General features: G+C 73.6%; 19 protein-coding genes, 1 tRNA gene and 1 pseudogene. 15 read left to right on the top strand and 6 right to left on the bottom strand.

Annotated features, from left to right (window positions below):
* From ACFZCF_RS10975 to ACFZCF_RS10965, 3 genes and pseudogenes are all read left to right on the top strand, one after another.
* Positions 1-525: pseudogene (locus ACFZCF_RS10975) on the top strand (RNA helicase); the annotation flags it as partial.
* Between the two features lie 175 nt (positions 526-700).
* A complete protein-coding gene (locus tag ACFZCF_RS10970) occupies positions 701-3871 on the top strand; it encodes an FG-GAP-like repeat-containing protein (protein WP_391286109.1) in 3171 nt (1056 codons plus the stop codon).
* A gap of 81 nt (positions 3872-3952) precedes the next feature.
* A tRNA-Lys gene (locus ACFZCF_RS10965) sits at positions 3953-4028 on the top strand.
* A 115-nt stretch (positions 4029-4143) separates the two neighbouring features.
* On the opposite strand, the gene ACFZCF_RS10960 is transcribed toward ACFZCF_RS10965, so the two are convergent.
* From ACFZCF_RS10960 to ACFZCF_RS10935, 6 genes are read right to left on the bottom strand one after another with little or no spacing between them, the layout of a single operon-like run.
* Entirely contained in the window at positions 4144-5361 is a 1218-nt protein-coding gene (locus tag ACFZCF_RS10960; RefSeq protein ID WP_391286106.1) for a methyltransferase domain-containing protein, read from the bottom strand.
* 11 nt (positions 5362-5372) lie between these two features.
* The gene (locus tag ACFZCF_RS10955) at positions 5373-5951 is read right to left on the bottom strand and encodes a dTDP-4-dehydrorhamnose 3,5-epimerase family protein (protein WP_391286104.1); all 579 of its coding nucleotides are present in this window, start codon (positions 5949-5951) and stop codon (positions 5373-5375) included.
* Complete coding sequence (locus ACFZCF_RS10950; RefSeq protein WP_391286102.1) at positions 5948-7060, bottom strand: aminotransferase class I/II-fold pyridoxal phosphate-dependent enzyme; 1113 nt, start codon at positions 7058-7060, stop codon at positions 5948-5950. The genes ACFZCF_RS10955 and ACFZCF_RS10950 overlap by 4 nt, the downstream gene beginning before the upstream one ends.
* Entirely contained in the window at positions 7057-8121 is a 1065-nt protein-coding gene (locus ACFZCF_RS10945; protein ID WP_391286100.1) for an NAD-dependent epimerase/dehydratase family protein, read from the bottom strand. Before ACFZCF_RS10945 ends, ACFZCF_RS10950 begins: the two co-directional genes overlap by 4 nt.
* Positions 8118-9545 (bottom strand): NDP-hexose 2,3-dehydratase family protein, encoded by a 1428-nt coding sequence (locus ACFZCF_RS10940; RefSeq protein WP_391286098.1) that lies wholly within the window; start codon positions 9543-9545, stop codon positions 8118-8120. The genes ACFZCF_RS10945 and ACFZCF_RS10940 overlap by 4 nt, the downstream gene beginning before the upstream one ends.
* Complete coding sequence (locus ACFZCF_RS10935) at positions 9542-10588, bottom strand: glycosyltransferase (RefSeq protein WP_391286096.1); 1047 nt, start codon at positions 10586-10588, stop codon at positions 9542-9544. The genes ACFZCF_RS10940 and ACFZCF_RS10935 overlap by 4 nt, the downstream gene beginning before the upstream one ends.
* A gap of 469 nt (positions 10589-11057) precedes the next feature.
* Between ACFZCF_RS10935 and ACFZCF_RS10930 the strand changes: the two genes are divergently transcribed.
* The 12 genes from ACFZCF_RS10930 to mpaP all read left to right on the top strand — a co-directional run bounded on the left by ACFZCF_RS10930 (position 11058) and on the right by mpaP (position 21479).
* The gene (locus ACFZCF_RS10930) at positions 11058-11696 is read left to right on the top strand and encodes a response regulator transcription factor (protein WP_388441963.1); all 639 of its coding nucleotides are present in this window, start codon (positions 11058-11060) and stop codon (positions 11694-11696) included.
* A gap of 210 nt (positions 11697-11906) precedes the next feature.
* Positions 11907-12869, top strand: coding sequence for an LLM class flavin-dependent oxidoreductase (locus ACFZCF_RS10925; RefSeq protein ID WP_391286094.1), 963 nt, complete (start codon positions 11907-11909; stop codon positions 12867-12869).
* A 14-nt stretch (positions 12870-12883) separates the two neighbouring features.
* Positions 12884-13978 carry a daptide biosynthesis RiPP recognition protein gene (mpaB, locus tag ACFZCF_RS10920; RefSeq protein WP_388441957.1) on the top strand — a complete coding sequence of 365 codons (1095 nt, stop codon included), beginning with the start codon at positions 12884-12886 and terminating at the stop codon, positions 13976-13978.
* On the top strand, positions 13975-14877 hold the full coding sequence (gene mpaM / locus ACFZCF_RS10915) for a daptide-type RiPP biosynthesis methyltransferase (protein WP_388441954.1): 903 nt from the start codon (positions 13975-13977) through the stop codon (positions 14875-14877). Before mpaB ends, mpaM begins: the two co-directional genes overlap by 4 nt.
* The gene (gene mpaD / locus ACFZCF_RS10910) at positions 14874-16172 is read left to right on the top strand and encodes a daptide-type RiPP biosynthesis aminotransferase (protein ID WP_391286091.1); all 1299 of its coding nucleotides are present in this window, start codon (positions 14874-14876) and stop codon (positions 16170-16172) included. Before mpaM ends, mpaD begins: the two co-directional genes overlap by 4 nt.
* Complete coding sequence (gene mpaC, locus ACFZCF_RS10905) at positions 16169-17425, top strand: daptide-type RiPP biosynthesis dehydogenase (RefSeq protein ID WP_391286089.1); 1257 nt, start codon at positions 16169-16171, stop codon at positions 17423-17425. Before mpaD ends, mpaC begins: the two co-directional genes overlap by 4 nt.
* 160 nt (positions 17426-17585) lie before the next feature.
* Positions 17586-17717 (top strand): daptide-type RiPP, encoded by a 132-nt coding sequence (locus ACFZCF_RS10900; RefSeq protein WP_388441945.1) that lies wholly within the window; start codon positions 17586-17588, stop codon positions 17715-17717.
* A 98-nt stretch (positions 17718-17815) separates the two neighbouring features.
* The gene (locus tag ACFZCF_RS10895; RefSeq protein WP_388441942.1) at positions 17816-17995 is read left to right on the top strand and encodes a daptide-type RiPP; all 180 of its coding nucleotides are present in this window, start codon (positions 17816-17818) and stop codon (positions 17993-17995) included.
* Between the two features lie 125 nt (positions 17996-18120).
* Entirely contained in the window at positions 18121-18315 is a 195-nt protein-coding gene (locus ACFZCF_RS10890) for a hypothetical protein (RefSeq protein ID WP_388441939.1), read from the top strand.
* On the top strand, positions 18312-19058 hold the full coding sequence (locus tag ACFZCF_RS10885) for an ATP-binding cassette domain-containing protein (protein ID WP_391286085.1): 747 nt from the start codon (positions 18312-18314) through the stop codon (positions 19056-19058). Before ACFZCF_RS10890 ends, ACFZCF_RS10885 begins: the two co-directional genes overlap by 4 nt.
* Positions 19051-19794, top strand: coding sequence for an ABC transporter permease (locus tag ACFZCF_RS10880; protein WP_388441932.1), 744 nt, complete (start codon positions 19051-19053; stop codon positions 19792-19794). Before ACFZCF_RS10885 ends, ACFZCF_RS10880 begins: the two co-directional genes overlap by 8 nt.
* The gene (mpaP, locus tag ACFZCF_RS10875; protein WP_388441929.1) at positions 19791-21479 is read left to right on the top strand and encodes a daptide biosynthesis intramembrane metalloprotease; all 1689 of its coding nucleotides are present in this window, start codon (positions 19791-19793) and stop codon (positions 21477-21479) included. Before ACFZCF_RS10880 ends, mpaP begins: the two co-directional genes overlap by 4 nt.
* The last annotated feature ends 41 nt before the right edge of the window (positions 21480-21520 follow it).

The following is a 21520-nucleotide window of genomic DNA, read 5'->3' as shown; positions in this document are numbered from 1 at the left end:
CGTGACGACCGCGGTGGCGACCGTGGCGGCCGCTCCTTCGAGCGCCGCGACAACGACCGTCCGTCGGGTGGCTTCCGCCGGGACAACGACCGTCCGTCGTTCCGCGACCGCGACGACCGCGGTGGCGACCGTGGCGGCTTCCGCCGCGACAACGAGCGTCCGTCGGGCGGTTTCCGTCGGGACAACGACCGTCCGTCGTTCCGCGACCGTGACGACCGCGGTGGCGACCGTGGCGGCCGCTCCTTCGAGCGCCGCGACAACGACCGTCCGTCGGGTGGCTTCCGCCGGGACAACGACCGTCCCGCCGGCGGCTTCCGCCGCGACGACCGCCCGGCCGGTGGCTTCCGCCGCGACAACGACCGTCCGTTCAACCGCGACCGTCGCGACGACCGCCCCTCGGGCGGCGGCTTCCGCCGTGACGACCGCCCGTCCGGTGGCTTCCGCCGCGACGACCACCGCCCGTCCGGCTCCTCCTTCGGTGGCGGCCGCCGCGACGACAAGCCCCGCTGGAAGCGCAACGGCTGAGCCCGCGTGACCTGACCCACCCGACGAACCCCCGTGACACCACCTGTCACGGGGGTTCGTCGCGTCCGGCGTACAACCCCCACCGCCCCCCGACGGTCTCGTACACGGACTCACGTGCGACGCTCGTACGTCCGACCACCCGTCACCGCCCGCACATCCCGGGGGAGGGGCCCTCTTGTCTCGTACCGCACCCGCGCGTCGTGCGCGGACCCGCGTCGCGCTGCTCGCCGCCGTCCTGGCCGTCACCGGCGCGGGGCTCGCGCCCGGCGCCGCGGCCGCGCCCGGGGCGCCGGTGGTCGGGATCGACCAGGTGGACGTGGAGCCGCTCCTGCGGACCGCGCCCCGCGCGGAGACCGTGCTCGCGGCGGGCCCGCGCGGGTACGCGCACCGGGCCGAGGGATCCGGGACGGGCGTGGAGTGGACGGATCACGCGAGCGGCACGAGCCGGCCCCTGGGGCACGGCGACGGGAACGACGCCTTCGCGGAGTTCGGCACCGGCGGCCGGTACGCGTACGTGGAGCGGGGCGTCGGCGCCTACGGGGTCCTCGACCTGGAACTCGGTACGACCACGGCCCTGACCGTCCCCCAGGACGCCTCCTACCGCGGGCTCGTCGGCGACCGGCTGCTCTTCCAGCAGTACGTGCCCGGCACCTCGCTCGGCTCCACCAGCGGGTACTTCCTCCGGGCCGCGAGCGCCCCGAACGGCGCCTCCGTCCCCGTCACCGGCTGGCCGGCCGGCGCCGACCTGCACGGGGCGCGGCTGGTGGCCGGCGCGGAGGGCGTGGCCGTCCTCCGGTTCACCGTCGGCGTCCCGGGCACGGACCGCGACTCCCGCCTCGGGCTCGTGGACCTGGCGACCGGGCGGATGGAGGTGCTCGCGGAGGCCACGGCGGCGGACGGCGCGCTCGTGGCGGGCGTGGCCGTCACCGCCGAACGGATCGCCTGGGTGGACCCCGACCGGAACGTCCACATCCGGTACCGCGCCGACCTCACCGGCCCCGAACTCCGCCACCCGCTCCCGGCCGGCCTGGACGCCACCCGGATCGGGCTCGTCGGCGACTGGCTCCTGACCACGGCCGAACCCCGGCGAGCGGGCGAGTCCCTCACCCGCGCGCTGGTCGCCGTGAGCCCGGCCGGTGTGCCGCAGACGCTCCTCACCGGGGCCGAGGAGCGGATCACGCAGCTCGCCGACGGCTCGGGCGTGGCCGTCGTCGGCGGTACCTCCGCCACCGACTGGGCCGTCCTCAAGGCCGTACCCGGCAAGGGCGGCGCCGCCCCGGCCCTGGAGAAGCTGCGCCCGGTGGCCCCGCTGCCCGCCCGGGTGGAGTCGCTGGCCCTCGGCATGGGCCGGCTCACCACACTGGACCACGACGGCCCGAAGGGCCCCGGCTTCCACAGCCGTACGCTGCCGGCCGGTCCGCTCCACACCGGCCAGTCCGCACCGGCCTGGGCCGGCGCCGAGACGGGCATGGAGTGGAACGCGCCGCCCCTCCACGACACCGGCGACGGGCGGGTCGTCTCCTTCCCGCGGATCCCCGGCGCCACTCGCGCGGTCGTCTCCCGCACGACCACCGGCACGACCACCGGCACGACCGCCGGCCGGACCACCCGGGTGCCGGTCGACCGGGACGGCCGGATCGCCGACGCCTTCGGCCGGTGGACGGTCTTCCAGACCGGCACCCCGGCCCGGTACGGCGAACTCGCCGGCGACGGCGAGACGCTCGTCCTCGACCTCGACGCCCAGAAGACCGTCTCCCGGCAGCCGCAGACCGCCGCCGCCGTCTGGGGCGACACCCTCTACACCGGCACCGGCGGCACCGGCGACGTCGCCCGCCAGGACCTCGCCACCGGCAAGGCCCTCGGCACCGTCGCGACCGGCGCCGGCTGCCCCCTGACCGAGCTGCAGACGGCCGGCCGCTGGCTCTACTGGTCGTGCGCCGGCTATGCGAAGCAGGGCGTCCTCGACCTCAGGAACCCGGCCGCGCCGATACGCGTCGCCCTGCCGGCGGGCACCGCCCGGGGCGGACTCCTCGGCGACGGCTACTTCGTGGACCAAGGCTCCGGCTCGTACCTCCGCGTCACCCCCTTCCCCACCGGGAAGGCCGGCACGCCCTTCGACCTGACCCGCGCCGAGACCGTCCCCGGCGACCGCCGCGTCACCTGGACCGTCGACCGCTTCGGCGGCGCCGTCGCCTACCGGGGCGCCGACCAGCGGGTGCACGTCGTCTGGACCGACGTCCCCGCCTCCGACCTCAAGGCCGCCGCCTCCTCGATCCCGGCGGGGCTGCGGATGCCCGGGACCTGGAAGGCGTCCTGGGCGCTGTCGAAGCCCGCCTCCCAGTACGAGGTGAACGTGGTCGACGCGTACAGCTTCAAGCCCCTGAAGACCTTCCGCGGGACCGAGACCCGCGGGCGGATCGACGTCACCTGGGACGGGCGGAACGCGGCGGGCCTGCCCGCGCCGAACGGGCCGTACGCGTGGGAGGTGCGCGCCCTCACCGCCGACGGCAAGGGCCGCGACCTGTACGCCTCCGGCCGGATCACGGTCTCCGGCAGCCGGCCCGCCTTCCGGGACCTCGCCGGCGCCGACGCGCAGGGCGACCTGCTCGGCGTGAACACGACCGGCGCCGTCTCCCTCTACCGGGGCAACGGCCTCGGCGGGCTCTCCGCCCGCACCACCGCCACCGGCGCGGCCTTCCCGGCCGGCACGCTCCTCGTCCCCTTCGGCGACGTGAACGGCGACGGCTGCGCCGACGTCCTCGGCCGCGTCGGCAACGAGCTGCGGGCCTACCGGCCGGGCTGCGGCAAGGTCGTCACGGCCTCGTCGCCGTACACCGCCCTCGGGGCCGGCTGGGCCCAGTACGACGTGCTCACCCCGCCAGGAGACGTCGACGCCGACGGCCACCAGGACCTGATCGCGCGCCAGACCACCACCGGCGACATGTACTTCTACGCCGGCACCGCCGACCACCGTCTCAAGACGCGGGTGCGGATCGGCACCGACTGGAGGCTGTACAAGCGGATCACCGGCGCGGGCGACCTCGACGGCGACGGCCGCGGCGACCTCCTCGGCGTCGACGGCTCCGGCGTCCTCTGGGTCTACTTCGGCACCCCGTCCGGCGGCGTCACCCCGCGCGTCCGGGTCGGCGGCGGCTGGCAGGTCTACACCGCGGTCCAGGGCGTCGGCGACCTCAACGGCGACGGCACCCCCGACCTCGTCGCCCGCGACGCCTCCGGCCGCCTCTACGCCTACTACGCCCACGACCGCGGCCGCACCAGCGCCCCCTACGGCCCCCGCGAGCTCATCGGCACCGGCGGCTGGAACACCTTCCGCACCCTCCACTGACCGGGCCACGACGCGACGGGTTCCGATACCCGATCGGTTCCCCGGGCCCGTCGGGCTATGCTGCTCGGAGTGCTCGCACACGGGCCGTTAGCTCAATTGGCAGAGCAGTGGACTTTTAATCCATTGGTTGTGGGTTCGAGTCCCACACGGCCTACCAGGGGCACTGCCCTCGGAACCCCCGCTGACCTGGTCAGACGGGGGTTCCGGCGTTTGCGGCGCCTGTGCCCGGGTGGAGGGCCCTCAGGGCCCACCGAACACCGGGGCGGTCCGTGTCATACGAGGTGGACGTCCGGGACGTAGAGGATCCACCGGCCGCCCGCCGCTCGGAAGTCCTCCTCCTTGGCCATGATCTCCTCGGCGTGGTTCCAGGCGAACAGCAGCGCGTAGTCCGGGTAGGGGGCGGAGAAGGCCTCGGGGTCGCGTACCGGGATGTGGGAGCCCGGGGTCAGGCGGTTCTGCTTCGCCGGGGTCGTGTCGGTGACGTACGCGATCAAGTCCGGGCCGAGGCCGCAGTAGTTGGCGACCGTGGCGCTCTTCGCCGTCGCCCCGTAGGCGACGACCCGCCGGCCCTCGTCCCGCAGCCGCTCCAGCAGGGCGACCAGCTCGTCGCGGGTGCGGGCGACCGCGTCGGCGAAGCGGTCCAGCGTGGCCGGGTCGGCCAGCCGCCGGGTCTCCTCCTCCACGAGCAGCGCGTCCACCGCGTCCGACGGGGTCCGGGCGCCGCGCCGGGCGACGGTGTAGCGCACTTCGCCGCCGTGCACGGGCAGACGTTCCACGTCGACCAGTTCGAAGCCGAAGCCGCGGGCCATCGCCTGCACGGACCGGGCCGTGAAGAAGTAGAAGTGCTCGTCGTAGATCTGGTCGAAGGACGTCCGGTCGACGATCTCGCCCAGGTAGGGGTCCTCGAAGACGAAGACGCCATCGGGCTTCAGGAGCGCGTCCAGGCCGCGGAAGATCGAGTCGAGGTAGGGGATGTGGCAGAGGGTGTTGGCGGCGTACACCAGGTCCGCGCGGCCCTCGGTGGCGGCGATGTCGAGCGCGGTCGCCTCCTCGAAGAACGCGGTCCGCACGCGTACGCCCTTCTCCCGGGCCACCTCGGCCACACCCGCCGACGGGTCGACGCCCAGGTGCCGCACGCCGGCGTCGCTGACCGTCCGCAGCATCACACCGTCGTTGCAGCCGATCTCGACGACGAAGGGGTCGGGGCCGGTCAGCTCGGTCTCCAGGAACCGGCGGGCCGTCGCCTCGAAGTGGGCGCGCATCACCGACGACCCGGACGAGTGGTACGGGTAGTCCTCGCGGAACATCTTCTCGCGCGGGACCTCCTCGACGAGCTGCACCATCGTGCAGGAGGCGCACAGCCCGACCGCGAGCCGGAAGAAGAACTCCCCTTCCGTGCCGCCCGGTTCCGGGAACGCGTCGGACAGGGGCTGGCGGCCCAGGTCGAGGAACTCCTTGACGGGGCCTTCGCAGATACGGCAGGTGCTCATGGTCTCTTCATTCATGGGAGCGGGGTGTACGAGGGGAGGAGTCCGGCCGCGCGGGCCTCGGCGAGAGTGGGGGCCTCCCGGTCCCGGGCGGACAGGACCGGGTCGATCCCGGCCGGGATCGGCAGCGCCAGGTCCGGGTCGAGCACCGACAGGGCCAGCTCGCGCTCGGCGACGTACTCGGCGGAGAGCAGATAGGACATGACCGTGTCGTCCCGCAGGGAGACGAAGGCGTGCCCGACACCGGGTGGCAGATACAGGGCGCGGTGGTCCCGCTGGTCGAGCAGGACCGCGTCCCAGCGGCCGAAGGTCGGCGAGCCCTCCCGGATGTCGACCACGATGTCCAGTGCCTCGCCGCTCGGGCAGGTCACGTACTTCGCGGTGCCGGGCGGGCCGGCGGTGAAGTGGACGCCACGCACCACACCGCGCCGTGAGCTGCTGAAGCTGGCCTGGGCCACCGGGAACAGCGGTGCGCCGTGCGTGGCGGTGAAGGCGTCCCCCTGGAAGGAGGAGACGAAGTGACCGCGCTCGTCGGGGTAGGCGGTGGGGGTGAACTCCAGGGCGCCGGCGACGGCGAGTGCGCGTGCCCTCATGCCAGTTCCGCCAGGACGGTCCGGACGACGTCGATGACCTCGTCCTGGAGGGTCTCGGGCAGCGACGGGTACATCGGCAGCGAGAAGATCTCGCCGGCCAGCGCCTCGGTCACCGGCAGGGAGCCGGGCTTCTGCCCCAGGTGGGCGAAGCCGCTCATGGTGTGCACCGGCCAGGGGTAGCTGATGTTGAGCGAGATCCCGCGGTCCTTCAGGGCGGCGATGATGTCGTCGCGCCGGGGGTGCCGTACGACGTGGACGTAGTACACGTGCTCGTTTCCGGGCGTGGTCCGGGGCAGGACGAGACCGGTGTCCGCGAGGCCCTCGGCATACCGTGCGGCGACCGCCCGGCGGCCCGCCGTGTAGGCGTCCAGGCGGGTCAGCTTGCGGCGCAGGATCTCCGCCTGGACCTCGTCGAGCCGGCTGTTGTGGCCGGGCGTCTCGACGACGTAGTAGCGGTCCTCCATGCCGTAGAACCGCAGCCGGCGCAGCCGGCGGGCGACCTCCTCGTCCGCGGTGACGACCGCCCCGCCGTCGCCGTACGCGCCGAGCACCTTGGTCGGGTAGAAGGAGAACGCCGCCGCGTCGCCCATCGTGCCGGCGAGCCGGCCGTGGTGGCGGGCCCCGTGCGCCTGCGCGCAGTCCTCGAGGATCTTCAGCCCGTGCTCGTCGGCGAGGCGGCGCAGCGGGGCCATGTCGACGCACTGCCCGTACAGGTGCACCGGGACGACGCAGCGGGTGCGGGGGGTGATCGCCGCGGCCACCTGGCCGGTGTCCATCAGGAAGTCGTCCTCGCGGACGTCGACGAAGACGGGGGTGGCGCCGATCGCGTCGATGGCGACGACGGTGGGGGCCGCCGTGTTCGACACGGTGATCACCTCGTCGCCCGGGCCGACGCCGAGGGCCTGGAGGGCGAGCTTGATGGCGTTGGTGCCGTTGTCGACGCCGACGCAGTGCGCGAGGCCGTGGTAGGCGGCGAACTCCTCCTCGAAGCCGCGCACGCTCCGGCCGAGGATGAGCTGCCCGGAGCGGAAGACCGTCTCGACGGCGTCGAGGATGTCCGCCCGCTCCTTCTCGTACTCCGGCAGGTAGTCCCAGACATGGGTGGTCACAGGTGGTTCCCCTCCTTGGGTGAGATGTCCGCGCGGGGCGTGGCGGTGGCGGCGGCCGCCAGTGCGGCCACCGTCCGCTCCAGCGCGTCCCCGAGGGCCGCGCGCGGCCGCCATCCGGTGGCGGCGCGGAAGGCCGACGAGTCGACCTCGACGTCGAGGAAGTCCGTGCCGGTGGAGCCGCCGGGCGGCTCGACCGTGAGGACGGGGACGGCGGGCCGCCCGGTGTGCCGGGCGACGAGCTCGACGACGGTGCGGAACACCTCGCCGAGCGGCCGGCTCCGGTCGCTGCCGACGGGCCAGGGCCGTCCGGCGAGGGCGGGGGCGTGGTCGAGGGCGGCGAGGAAGGCGCGGGCCGCGTCGTCGACGTGGAGCAGATCGCGGCGGACCGTGCCGTCGTGCCACAGGGTGAGCGGCTCGCCGGCCAGGGCGCGGCGGGTCATGGCGGTCACCACGCCACGGTCGGGGCCGCCGCCCTCGACGTGGCCGTGGACGGTCGGCAGGCGGAGGGACAGCCCGTGGAGCGAGCCGCTCGCCGAGGCGGCGTGCAGGATCCGCTCGGCGGCCAGCTTCTGCCGCTCATAGGTCGTGGCCGGGGGCCCGGTGTGGTGGGCGAGGCCCGCGGTGCTGGCGAAGACGACGGTGGGCGGGGGTTCTTCGCCGCGGTCACGCGCCCCGCGTCCGCCCGCGTCGGCTCCGTTTCTCCGGCGGTCCCGCGCGCCGAGGATCTCGACCAGATCGCGCATCACGGTGACGTTGGTCCGCTCGGCGGCGGCGTCGCCGTCGGCGGTCCGCCAGTCGCCCGCCGCCGAGCGGTGGGTGACGAGGTGGATCACCGCGTCCGAGCCGGCCACGGCGTCGGCGAGCGCCGCCCGGTCGGTGAGATCGGCCGTCCGGATGTCGAGCCGTGCGGGTCCGGCGCGGGTGACGGCGGGCGGCGGGGCGTACGGGCGCCGGGACACGGCGCGCAGCCGGACCGGCCGGCGGGCGAGCAGCGCGGTGACGGCCGAGCCGAGGAAGCCCGAGGCGCCGAGGACGGTGACGAGCGGTGTGCCGGTGGTCATCGGGCGGCCCCGACGGGGGCCGGTGCCGAGGTGGTGAGGGAGCGCAGGCAGGCGAGCAGGCTGCGGGTCTCCATGTTCACGTAATGGCTGTGGCGCAGCAGTCCGGTGAGCTGGTGCAGGGTCATCCAGCGGAAGCCGGGGTGCTCCGCGAGCTCCGGTCGGTACGGGGTCTCGATGACGAGGTGGCGGCTGCGCGCGTGGTGGAAGCGGCCGCCTTCCTCCGACTGGACGGTGTCGAACCGGACGGCGGAGGGGTCGGCCCGCAGCACTTCGTCGAGCAGGGGCGGGCGGGCGGCGGGCGGCAGGACGTCGTAGTTCTCGGGGACGCACGAGACGGTCGGGGCGAGTTCGACGACGTCCACGTAGCCGGGTTCGGCGCGCAGGTGGACGAGGGCGTGCAGGACGCCGTCGACGCGGGCGACGAGGAGCGCGACGATCCCGGTGCCGTAGGGGGCGATCATCGGCTGGTCCCAGCGGGCCACCTCGCGGCCGGCCGCCTCGACGCGTACGCCGATGACGTCGAAGAACCGTCCGCTGTCGTGGGCCACCCGCCCGTCGGGGGTGCGGTGCCAGCCGGGCAGCCGGTTCAGCGGTGCGGACTCGACGGTGAGGTCGGTACGGATACGGGTGTCGGTGATCCAGCTGAGGAGGCTCGCGGTCGAGTGGCGGGCGGGCGCGGCCGGGTCGCACGACCGGAGCAGGGCGGCGGTGAAGTCGCCGGCCGGCCCGGGCGCGGTGTACCCGGCGGTGTCTCCCGGGGCGGAGTCCCCGGGGGCGGTCTCCGCGGTGAGGGGGAGGCAGGCCAGGACCGATCGGGTGTCCATGTTGACGAGGTCGTCGACGGCCAGGAGCCGGTGCAGCTGGGGGAGGGTCAGCCAGAGGTAGCCGTCGAGCGGTTCGACCTCGCCACTGACCTGGATGATCATGTTCCGGTTGCGTTTGCGCAGGAACCAGGAGCCCTGCTCCGACTGGCGTACGTCGGTGACGACCCGGTGCCGGGACGGGTCCCTGAAGTGGTCCAGGTACGGGACGGGCCGGCCGCCGTGCACGCCGAGGTAGTTGCTGCGGGTGGCCTGCACGGTGGGGGATATCTGGATGCCGTTGATGTTGCCCGGCTCGGCCTTCAGCTGCATGAGGAAGTGCGGGACGCCGTCGAACTCCTTGACCAGGATGCCGAGGATGCCGATCTCCTGCTGGTTGATGATCGGCTGTGACCACTCGGCCACCGGCCGGCCCGGGCGGCGCACCCGCAGGCCCTCGACGGTGAAGAAGCCGCCGCGGTGGTGGCGGAGGGTGCCGGTGTCCGGGTCGCCGGCCCAGCCGGTCAGCTCGTCGAGGGGGACCCGCTCGGTCCTGGTGAACATCCGGCCGCGGGCGGAGTCGAGTGCGCGGTGGACGTCGTCCAGGTGCGTGGCGGGGGTCACCGCACCACGCTTCCGGCGGGCAGGACGTCCTCGAAGAACGCCTGCTGGTGGCTCATCGTGGCGCGGAAGTAGCGGCTGTAGCGCTCGGCGTGGTCGGCGGTCATGGTGCCCAGCACCATGCCCAGCGCGACGTACCCGTCCTTGGGCTCGATGATCAGGTTGTTCCACGCCATCTTCACGGCCCCCAGGTGCCGGTCGATCGCCTCCGGCAGGGCCTCCGGGCCGCCCTCCCAGCCGCGGGGGAGGACCAGCTCGCCGGCGTCCGCCAGCGAGCCGTACCAGCGCAGCAGGTCCTGGCGGCAGGCGTCGAGGCCCGCCTGGTAGTGCCGCGGGTGGGTGAGGGCCCGGAAGGCGGCGCGGGCCGCGCGGGCGTCCTCGAACCGGGCGATCTCGTGGTCGTGGGCGCAGGGCAGGCTGTGCTGCCGGGTGCCCGGGTCGTCGAGCATGTCGACGGTGACGTCCAGCAGCGTCGTGCAGCGGACCCCTGCGTCCGCCATCCGCAGCCACAGGTCCCAGTCCTCCAGACCGACCTCGGACTCGCGCCAGCCGCCCACCGACTCGGCGAGACCGGCCAGATGGGCCGCGCAGGAGTTCTCGAAGAGCGGGTTCATCAGCTGGAGCTCGGGATGCCAGCACATCGTCAGCGGGTCGGCGACCGAGGTGACCGTGCCGGTCGCGGCGATCTTCCGGGCCCGGGTGGCGACGAACCGGGCTCCGTCGTCGAACGCGGCCGCGAGCAGCGCGAGATGGCCCGGCTTCCAGATGTCGTCGTGATCGAGGTAGGCGACGGCGTCGCCCTTCACCTGGGGCAGGGCGACATTGGTCGGCCCCGCCTGGAAGCCGAAGTGCGGGACGCGCAGCAGGCGTATCCGGGCGTCTTCGGCGGCGACTTCGGCCACCACCTCGTCGGTGTCGTCGTCACTGCCGTCGGAGACGACGAGCATCTCCCAGTCGGTGAAGGTCTGGGCCCGGACGGACTCCAGGGTCGGCACGATGGCCCGGCCGCGGTTGTACGTAGGGCATATGACGGAAATGCGGGGCATCAGCACTTCCTTCCGTTCGTCGGTGGGAGCGTTCGGGTGGGCCCGCTCGGATCGCGATGTGGTCGGCGTGAGCGGGCGTCGTCCCGGGCGGGCACCCGGCGCCCCCATGGCCGGTGCCCTCGCCCTGGCTCCTCGCCCCTCGCCCGGAGCTCTGGTTCCCGGCGCTGCTCCGGGAACACCGAAATGCAGGGGGGAGCCCTCTTGGTCAGGAGGGCGTATTGGGCCGTCACACAATGACGGCCAGGCAGGAATTCCCCCGAAGTGCACCTCCGCAGTGGGGTGCCGTCTACAGGGTGGAGGGAATGAGCGAGCGATGTCAACCGCCGTCGTCGGGGCCCCAACTCCCTAAACCAGGGAGACGGTTTTCGGCCGCGCAAAGGTAGAGTAAAGATGACGGTGATCCCCCGCCGGACCAGCGGGTGGCTCGCCGTTCCGTGCTGTGCATGTTGCGTAGGGGGAAGGTAGCAAGATGATCACGGTGGCTCTCGGCGTCCGGACGGACTCGCTGGGCAGGCGGATCGGGAGGGCGCTCGCGGCGGTCGGCTGGAGGGTGGTCCGTACGTCGGAGCTGCGGGCCGCGCCGCCCGTCTCCGCCGATGTCGCACTGGTGGAGTCGTGCGAGCTGACCGAGGGGCGGTTGATGGATGAAATCCCGCCCGGCGCACGGCTGATAGCCGTCGTCAACGGCGCGAGCGACGGCATCTGGGGCTCGACCGCGCAGGGGCGTGTGGTGGGTGTCGTGGACCGGGACGACCCCGACGACGGGCTCGTGGCGGCCGTCGAGGCGGTGGCCGACGGGCGCGGATGGATCTCCCCGGAACTGGCCACCTGGGTGCTGTCCGGCGGCCCCGGGCGGGCGCCGCGCCCCTGCGTGGCGAGCCCGCTGCCCGAGCCGGCGGGCGGGCGGACCGGCCTGCTGACCGCCCGGGAGTCCGATGTCGCCGCATTGGTGGGACAGGGGCTGTCCAACTCCGAGATAGCGGCCCGGCTTTGCGTGGAACTCAGCACGGTCAAGTTCCATGTCTCGAACGTCCTGCGGAAATTGGAGTGCCGCGATCGAGCGCAGTTGGCGGTCGTGGTCCATACCAACAGGGCGATGGCGGCCTGAATCCCCGTCGCGAGAAGGGGAGAGAAACTAGTCTCGCGACGGGGGGCGGCAGGCGAACGGTACGGCTACGTTGTTCTCAACGCCGAACGGGAACCCTCAGGGGGTCGGCGTAACTCCCGCGGTGATGGCCGACCCATTGTCACCTGCGGGGTCACGGGGAATTTTTGCACACACGCATCGACCATGCGTGTGTGCGTCACGGGGTGAAACATGACCAAGTATTCGGTACTTGTTCCCTTCTTGCCACGAAGACCGGAACAGTTGTTGCCGTATGCCGCTCTGGTGGACTGGACCCACGCCGAGCGTTTGTGGCAGGGACAGGCGATGCTCGTCGATCCCTTTCATGGCTTCACCGCCGCGGCCGGCGCCGGATTCCGGGTGCCGGTGGGACTCGGCGTCACGCTGATGCCGCTGCGGCACCCGTTCGAGGCGGCGCAGCAGGCCCGTTCGCTGGCCATGACCACCGGACATTCGGTGGTGGCGGGCTTCGGGCCAGGTGGAAAATCGTTTCAGCAGAGTCTGCGCGGAGCGCCCTACGCCAGTCCGCTGACCGCGTCGCGGGAGTACCTGACGATCGTCCGGGGGCTGCTGGACGGCGGCACCGTACGGATCGAGGGCGAGTACTTCTCCTGCCACGGAGGACTGCCGCCGAGCCCCGCTCCCGCCGTGGAACTGGGACTCGGGGTGCTGAGACCGGGCATGGCGAGGGTCGCGGGCGAGCTGGCAGGCACCGCGATCACCTGGCTGACCCCGGCGGCGTACCTGAAGGACACGGTCCTTCCCGCGATGCGGGAGGGCGCCGAGGCGGCCGGACGGCCGCTGCCCCGGCTGACCGCCATGGTGCCGGTGGCCCTGCGCGGGCCGGACCGCGATCCGGCCGACCTCGCCCAGGCGAGCAACGCGCCCCACCTCGCCGCACCGCACTACGTCGACATGCTCCACCGCGCGGGCATCGCCGTCGACCGGCACGACATCCCGCTCAGCGCGAAACGCCTCGTGGCCGGCCGCGCATTTCTCTACGGGGATCCTCAGGAACTCGCCGGAATGTTCGCCGAATTCCGGGAGGCGGGGGTGGACGAGATCGTGCTGAATACCACCGGCGTGTTCAACCTGTACGGCCACCAGGCGGCCATGGCCGACCTCAAGGCGATTCTTACGGCTGTCGCGCAATGAAAGGCACGGGGGAAATGGAACGCAGTCGGCTCGGCGGCGCGAAGCGCCGGTTGGCGTCCTGGGGGACGGGCCTCACCGGACGGACGCGGGAGACCGCGGACGGACCGGCGACCGGGACGGTCGTACTGGAGAGCGCCGACCGGCTCGACGAGGTACTGGCCGCCGACTTCACCGGGGCGGGGACGGTCGTCCTCGTACCGGGTGACGGCGGTGGCGAGGCGGGTCCCGACGACGAGGGCCGGCCGCTCGTCCTCGCGTACGAGGGATCCCTGGCCGAACCGGGCGACGAGATGTCCATCGGTGACTCCTTCTTCCTTCAGACCCAGGACTACGCCACCAGCGCGTACATGTCCGTGATCGGCCCGACGCTGATCAGGATCACCGAGGCCGCCGACCTCGACGCCTTCCTGGCGGACGCCGACAAGGCCCGGGAGCACGGCGAGTTCGCGAGCTTCGCGACCCACCCGAGCGTCCGGCTCGGCGACCTCCCGGCGCTCGGCGCGGACCCGTCCGGCGACGGCCCCCGGGCCAGGCTCTTCGTGCGGGCCACGGGAGAGGTGACCCTCGGGCCCGGCGGGCTGCCCCTCGGCACCGCCGGCGACGGTCTGGCGGCCCTCGAAGCGGAGTGGGCCCGGCTCAACGCCGGGAGCGAGCAGCCCTGCGCCGTCTCCCTCGGGGCGGTCGTCCCCGAGCCGGAGCGGGTCGCCGCGCTCGCCGCACGGCCCTGGCTCGGCCGCTATCTGGCCGCCCTCGACGCCATCCGCGAGCTCCGCTCCCGCGGCACGACGGGGCTGAAGGTGTCCGGCTTCGGCGCCCGGCTCGCCCACGGCGAGGGCGACGCCGACCACGCCGGGGTGGACGTCCCGCTGCTGCTGTGGAACGACGACGACAAGGCCTTCGTCCACCACGCCCCGACCGGCCGGTTCTTCGCCGTGGACCGGGCCGCCGCCGAGCTGACGGAGGCCCTGCTGGTCCACGGTTCGGTCGAGGCGGCCGCCGCGCACGCCGGAACGGGTGCGGACCGCGACGCGCTGACCCGGGTCGAGGGCTTCTTCACCACGGCGGGCGTGCGGCTCACGGGACCGGCCCCGATGGCGGCCGCGCGATGACCGCGACGGCCACCGGGGCGGCCACGGACGAGGCCGCCGTCGGCGGAACGCCCCGTACGGTGCCCGGCCGCGCGGGGCAGGTCCTCGCGGAGCTCGGCGGCCGGGCCGTCCTGTGCGGCGTGTACGACGAGATCGGCTCGCGGATCTACGACGACCTCAGCCGCAACGACACCCATGAGGTGCGGGAGCTGATCGGCCTCGTCCGCCGCCGCCCGGGACCGGTCCTGGAGCTCGCGGCCGGCTCCGGCCGGCTGACCCTGCCGCTCCTCGCCGCCGGCAAGGACGTCACCGCCCTGGAGCTCAACCGGCCCATGCTGGACCTGCTCTCGGCCCGGCTGCGGGAGGCGCCCGAGCGGCTGCGCGGGCGATGCACCACGGTGCGGGGGGACATGACGTCCTTCGCGCTCGGGCGCCGATTCGGCTCGGTCGTCCTCGGGACGACGTCGATCTCGCTCCTCGACGAGCGGGGCAGGGCCGGGCTGTACCGGGCGGTGCGCGACCATCTCGCACCCGGCGGCGCGTTCCTCGTCTCCACCGCGTACGCCTCGCCGGCGTACACGGCCGCGTCCGCCCCGGACGCCGCCCACGAGCTCCGCATGGAGCTGACCGGCGCCGGCGGCCGCGCGTACCACCTGCACGAGTACTGGTCCCCGGCGGCCGGTACGCGCACGGTCACCATCCACGCCGCCGACCTGGCGGGCGACGGCCCGGTCCATGTGTGCACGTCGACCGTCGCCACCCTCCCGGCCGGGCTGCTGGAGGCCGAACTGGCCGCCGCGGGCTTCCGCCTGAAGGCACGCCACCCGCTCGCCCACGGGAGCGAGCACCACGAATCCGTACTCCTGGAAGCCGAACCGCGACCGGACCGAGCAGAGGAAGCAGAGGAGGAGAGCCGATGAGCGCCGACCGTGCCCCCGCCGCCCTGTGGCCGTCGCTGCTCGCCCCCGAGCAGCAGGGCGACGACGCGCTCTGCGCGGTCTCCGCCGAGGGCGTCCGCGTCCGGTTCGCGGACGGACGCGAACTCCTCTGCGCCACCAGCGGGCTGTGGAACACCAACCTCGGGTACGGCAACCGCGCGATCGCCGACGCGGTGGCGGCGGCCGTGCGCGACGCCTCGTACCTCAGCGTCTTCCGGTACGAGAACAGCTACGCCCGCCGGGCCGCCGACGCCCTCGTCGAGCTGTGCGGCGACACCTACGGGCGGGTGCTGTTCTCCACCTCCGGCGGCGCCGCGAACGACCTCGTGATGAAGGTCGCCCGGCTCTACCACGCCCTGCGCGGCAACGCCCGGCGCAAGGTGGTCGTGGGACTGCGCGGCAGCTACCACGGGCTCACCTACGGCGGCTTCGCGCTCACCGGCGACGACCTGGGGCAGGGGGTGTACGGCGTCGACCAGCGGCTCGTCCGGCACGTCACCCCGAACGACCCGGACGAGCTGGCGACGCTGCTGGGCCGCCAGGGCGGCCAGATCGCGGCGGTGGTGGTCGAGCCGGTCCTCGGCAGCGGCGCGATCCCGCTGACCGACGCGTACGTCTCCGCACTGCTGCGGCTGCGCGACGAGTACGGCTTCCTGCTCGTCGCGGACGAGGTGGCCACCGGCTTCGGCCGTACCGGCTCGTTCTTCGCGTCCCAGCGCTGGCCCCGGATGCCCGATCTGCTGATCGCGTCCAAGGGACTGACGAACGGCACCATGCCGGCCGCCGCGGTGGTCGTCTCGACCGAGGTCGCCGAGGTGTTCACCGCCTCCGGGGCCGTCCTGGCGCACGGCGAGACCCAGGCCGGCACACCGGCGACCTGCGCGGCGATCCTCGCCACCATCGACGAGATGCGGCGGCTCGACGCGGTCGCGGCCGGACGGCGGCTGTCGGCGCTCCTCGACACCGGGCTGGACCGGCTGGTCGCCGAGCGCCCGGACGTCACGGAGGCCACCGGGGTGGGCTGCTTCCGAGCCCTGCGCCTGAGCGGGCCCGACGGACTCCCGCTGCCGCAGACCGAGGTCCCGGCCGTCGTCGCGGCGATCAGGGCGGCGGGCGCCATCGTGCACCCCGGCCCGCACGGCATCCAGCTCTTCCCCGCCCTGACCTACACGCCGGACGAACTGACCGAACTGCTCGACCGGATCAGGGCCGGCCTCTCGGCCCACGCGGCCCGCGCCGCGACCTCCGGGGCGGCTCCGGGCGGTGCCACCGCATGAACCTCAGCTGGCACTGCCCGACACTGACGCTGTTCGGCGCCGACGGGCTCACCGAGTGGCTGGGCCCCGCCCCGTCGATCGGCCCGGCGGGACCGGCCGGACAGCGCCCGGACGGCCGCCCGGAGCGGACCGTGACGGTGCTGGTCGACGCGGCCGTCGCCGACAGCCCGATCACCGACCGGGTCCGTACGGCGCTGCGTGCCGCGCGGCGCGACGCCACGGTCGTCGTGACCAACGGCCCGGGCGACGTGGACGGCGTGGTGGCCCTCGCGGAGCGGCTGGCCGACACCGAGCTGCTCGTCGCGGTCGGCGGGGGCGCCCTGCTCGACCAGGCCAAGCTGGCCGCCGTCCTGCGGGGCGACCCGGCCGCGAGGACCCGGCTCACCGTGCCGCAGCGCGGCGGACTGATCCTGCTGCCGCCCCAGGTGCGGCGCGGCCTCCCGCTGGTCGCCGTCCCGACCACGGTGGGGACGGGCGCCGAACTGAGCGCCGCGGCCTGCCTGGTGTTCCCGCGCGGCAGGCGACTGGTCCTCGGGGACGCGCTCCAGCCCGACGTCGCGGTGCTCGATCCGCTGGCGACGTCGACCTTGCCGTCCGAGCTGCTCGCGGAGGGTGTGCTGGAGGCGCTGTTCCGGGTGGTCGGCATGTACGTCGGCGACCATCAGGACCTGCCGACCGAGGACGCGCTCGCCGAGACCCTCGCGACCCGGCTGGCCGTCCTCGGGCACGAGCTGTGCCGGGTGAGGCAGGCGGGCGGGCTCCCCGACGACCGGCTCCGCCTGGAGATCGCCAAGGTGAGCGGCCTCACCCAGCTGCGCTGGACCTACCTCGGCCGCAACCGCTACGCCGCCAGGGGCTGGTACCTCGCCAACGAACTCTCGTCGGCGCTCGGGCTGCGCAAGATGACCGCGGTCGCCGCCCTGCTGGAACCGCTGTGGCGGGCGGTCGCCGCGGGCGACCAGCGGCTGGGCTCGGCCCACCGGCTGCACCGGATCTGGTCGCTGCTGCGGGCCACCGCCCCGGGAGCCCTGCCCGAGGACCCGGCCGCGGGGATCGGCGCGCTCATCGACTCGTGGCGGGTGGACCGGCGGATCGAGGCCGGCGCGGACCGGATCGCCGAGGTGGCGTCGAGGACCGTGCGGGCCTGGGGAGCCGGACTGCCGATGCTCGGCGGGCTGACGGCCGACGACGTACGGGCGCTCCTGGCCGCCGCCGTGCGCCCGGTACCCGCGGCGGCGGGCGCCGTCCACTGACGGACGGGCGCCCCAACAGACTTCCGGTCCTCGCGTCGTGGCCACGGCGCGGGGACGGGGGGAACAGATAACGCAATCTCACTTAGCAAGGGAGGGAAACACCATGCAGGGAGTCATCGACTTCTCGCAGGAGTCGGCTGTGCCGGCTCTGGAGCTCGGTATGCAGGAGCTCGAGGCCATGGAGGCCCCGGGTTGGGCCACGTGGGCCGGTTTCGGCACGGGTACCGTGGTGACCAGCGCGATCGCCTACGGCAGCGTGTACGTCGCCGTCAGCGGCGCGGCCATCACCTGATGCCGTGAGGCCGCCTCCCGGGCCGCCTGGCCGCGGCCCGGGAGCCGGTCGACACACCCGCCGGTCTTTCCGACTGCCAACGGAGAAGAGGTATCGAAATGAAGGCGGTCATCGAGCCCATGACGGGCTTCGACCTGAAGGATAGCGCCGCGCCCGCCCTGGAGCTGGGTATGCAGGAGCTCGAGGCCATGGAGGCCCCGGGGTTCTACACCGGTTTCAAGGACGGCCTGATGTTCAGCATCGCGGTCGGCGCGCTCAGCGTGGCCGCGACCACCTGATGTCCCGAGGGGCGTGAGCCCCTCGCGGTGTGAACCGCGGTGAAGTCCGGTCCCGGTCGGTCGACGGCCGGCCGGGACCGGACGTGCCCACACCTGGAACCACCCGCAGAGAAAAGGAGAAGTACATGTCGAACTCCGGATCGCGGTATCCGTCGAACAAGTCGCTCGCGATGATGACGGCGCTCCTCGCGATGGTCATCATGCCCCTCGGCACCGCCCTCACCGGAGCGGCGCAGTGGGTGCTGATCGCCGGCTCGGCCGCCTTCATCTTCATCTGCGCGTACCAGATGAACGCCAACAGGCGCGCGGAGCAGCGGTGAGCGGCACCGCGGCGGCCGCTTTCCACGGCCTGACCAAGCGGTTCGGTGAGGTCACCGCGGTGGAGGACATCTCGTTCGAGGTCCCGCCGGGCCGCATCGTGGGGCTGCTCGGCCGCAACGGCGCGGGGAAGACCACCTCGCTGCGCATGCTGCTCGGACTGTCCCGTCCGACCTCGGGCACGGCCACCGTCTTCGGCCGGCCGTACGCCGAACTGCCGGGCGCGGCCCGCCGGGTGGGCGTCAGCATGGACGGCGTGGCGCCGCTGCCCGGCACCAGCGGCCGTCGCGACCTGATGATCTGGGCCCGGATGCTGGGGCTGCCCGCGCGCCGGGTGGACGAGGTCCTCGACCAGGTCGGGCTGACCGGCAGCGCCGACCGGGGCATCAAGGGCTATTCGCAGGGCATGCGGCAGCGGCACGCGCTCGCGGTCGCGCTGCTGGCCGACCCGGAGCTGCTGGTCCTGGACGAGCCGGCCAACGGCCTCGACCCGGACGGCATCCGCTGGCTGCGGACGTTCCTGCGCTCGCTCGCCGACGAGGGGCGCACCATCCTGCTCTCCAGCCATCAGCTCGCCGAGGTCGAGCAGACGGTGGACGACGTGGTGATCCTGCAGCGGACGCTGCGCTACAGCGGCCCCATCGGGGAGCTGCTCTCGGGCGGTGAAGGCGGCCTGGAGGAACGTTTCTTCGAATTGGTCGGCACGGCTGCCGGCCCGGCAGCGGAAAGGGCCGGCCATGGGTGAGGTGCTGAGGGCGGAGTGGCTGAAGGCCTGGAGCGGCCGCACCTGGTGGATCATGGCGGCGCTCGGGGTCTTCCTCGGCCTGCTGGGCGCGAGCGGCGCCGCCGCCGTGGCGGACCAGCGGCTGGACGAGGGCGCCACCGACGCCGCGGCGGCCACCGCCGAGCTGATCCGCTCCTGGTTCTCGGTCCTGCTGGCCACCGTCCTGTTCGGGGCGGTCTTCGTGAGCCGGGAGTACGGCTCCGGGGCCATCAACCGGTCCGTGCTGCTGAGCGGCGGGCGCACCCGCCTGCTCGTGGCCAAGACGCTCGTCGGATCGGCCATGGGCGTGGTGTTCGCGCTGGTGACGGCGGCTCTCGCGCCGCTGTCGCTGTGGGGCTTCTTCGAGATGTTCGGAATCGAGCCCGTGTGGTCCCGGGAGGCGACGCTGACCCTCGTCGGCGTGTTCGCCGTGGTGGCGCTGGCCGCGCCCTGGGGCGTGCTGCTCGGCTGGATCATCCGCAACCAGGCCGCGACCGTGACCGCCGTGCTGGTCGTGACGCTCTTCGTCGACGAGACGCTGTTCCGGCTGGTGCCCTCGGTCGGCAGGTTCACCATGGGCATCGCCATGGGCGCGGTGTACCGCGACGGCAAGCCGGAGATGCTGTCGATCCCGCTCGCCCTGCTGGTCATCGCGGGCTGGCTGGCGCTCGCCGGCTTCGTGGCCCGCCGGCTCCTCGTCTCCCGGGACATCACATGACCACCGCCACCGGGTGGACGAGGCGCGGCCGCAGGCCCGCCGACGGGCCGTCCGAGGCGCTGGCGGCGGAACTGACGCTGCGCCCCCGGCTCGCCCCCCAGGTGCTGGTGCACGAGCCCGTCGAGGACGGCCAGCCCTGGATCGTCCAGTCCGGGCAGCAGCAGTACATCCGCGTCGGTGCCGACATGGCCCGGCTGCTGCGCTCCATGGACGGCGTGCGCGACCACGCGGCCCTGGTGCGGGTGCTGGGCGCGCCGTGGACCGAGCGGGACGTCGCGGCCGCCGTCGGCAGGCTGCAGGGGATGCGGCTGCTGGAGGACGGCAAGGTCCGGCGCCGCGGCGGGACCTGGTTCAAGTACGTACCGCCCATGACGCTGCAGTTCACCGTGGTGAAGCCGCAGCGCCTGATGACCGCGCTGGCGCCGCTCATCCGGCTGCTGGCGAACCGGGCCGCCGCCGTCCTCGCGGCGCTCGTCGCCCTCGGCGGGCTGCTGGCCCTGGCGCTCCAGGCGCCCACCCTGACCCAGGCCCTCGGGCAGCCGATGCCGTTCGCCGTCCTGGCGGGGGTGATGGCCGCGACGGTCGCCACCACGGCGCTGCACGAGCTGGGGCACGGCGCGGTCCTCACGTACTACGGGGGGCGGCCCAGCCGGATGGGCGTGATGCTCTTCTACATGTCGCCCGCGTTCTTCTGCGACGTGTCCGACGGCTGGCGCCTGCCGCGCAAGGAGCAGCGCACCCGGGTGGCCCTGGCCGGCATCGTGACCCAGATGGTGGTCGCCGGCGCGGTGTCCCTCGCGGCGCTCGCGGTGGGCTCCGATGGCGGGGGTTCGACGCTGCACGACGGGATGGTGGTGTTCACCGTCTCGACCTATGTGACCGGCGTCCTCAACCTCGTACCGCTGGTCAAACTCGACGGCTATCTGGCCCTCATGAGCCATCTGGACATCTCGCACCTGCGGGACCGGGCCATGACCGACGCACGCCGGTTCGTCGCCCGGGTGCTCTTCGGCGGCCGGTACGCCCGCGAACTCCCCCAGCTGTCCTGGTCGGTTCCGTTCGGTCTGGCCTGCATGGTGTTCCCGCTCTACCTGGTGGGCGTCGCGCTCACCCTCTGGTCGGACGTCGTGCAGAGCCTCGGGCTCGTCGGCGCGGCCGTCATGGCCACGGCGCTCGGCTATCTGCTCCAGCGGGCGTGGACCGGGGCCGGCCGGCTGCTCGGCGAGGCGCGCAAGGCCGGCGCCCGGCGCCGGCGGACCGTCACCGTCACGGTCCTCGCGGGGCTGGCCGCCGCCGCGGCCCTGGCCTTCGTCCGCGTGCCGTACACGGTCGTCGGCGGGTTCGTGCAGGAGAACGGCCGGGTCGACCTCGTCCTCGCCGAGTCCGCCGACCTGGCGGCCGTCGGCGAGGGCTCCCGGGTGCGGCTGGAGCGGCGGGGCGTGGTCCTGCGCACCGACGTCGGTACGGGGACGGTGGCGTCCGGCCGCGCCGAGTCCGGCACCGCGCCGCTGTCGGCGTTCGTGCCGGTCCGGGAGGGCGAGATGTTCCCGATGGCCGTGTCGAGGTTCCCGCTGTCCACGGCGGACGCCCCGGCCGAGAAGGCGGGGATGGCGTACGTCGACGCGGGGAGCCGTCCCGCGTGGGAGTGGCTGTACCTGAACTACGCGGAGCCGTACTGGCGCTGACCGCGCGCCCGGCCCGCACCGTTTCACCCAGGGGGATTGGT

Source organism: Streptomyces sp. NPDC007945, assembly GCF_042958885.1.
Lineage (GTDB): Bacteria > Actinomycetota > Actinomycetes > Streptomycetales > Streptomycetaceae > Streptomyces.
The sequence above is the reverse complement of the archived record's forward strand: the minus strand, read 5'-3'. Positions and strand labels throughout refer to the sequence as shown.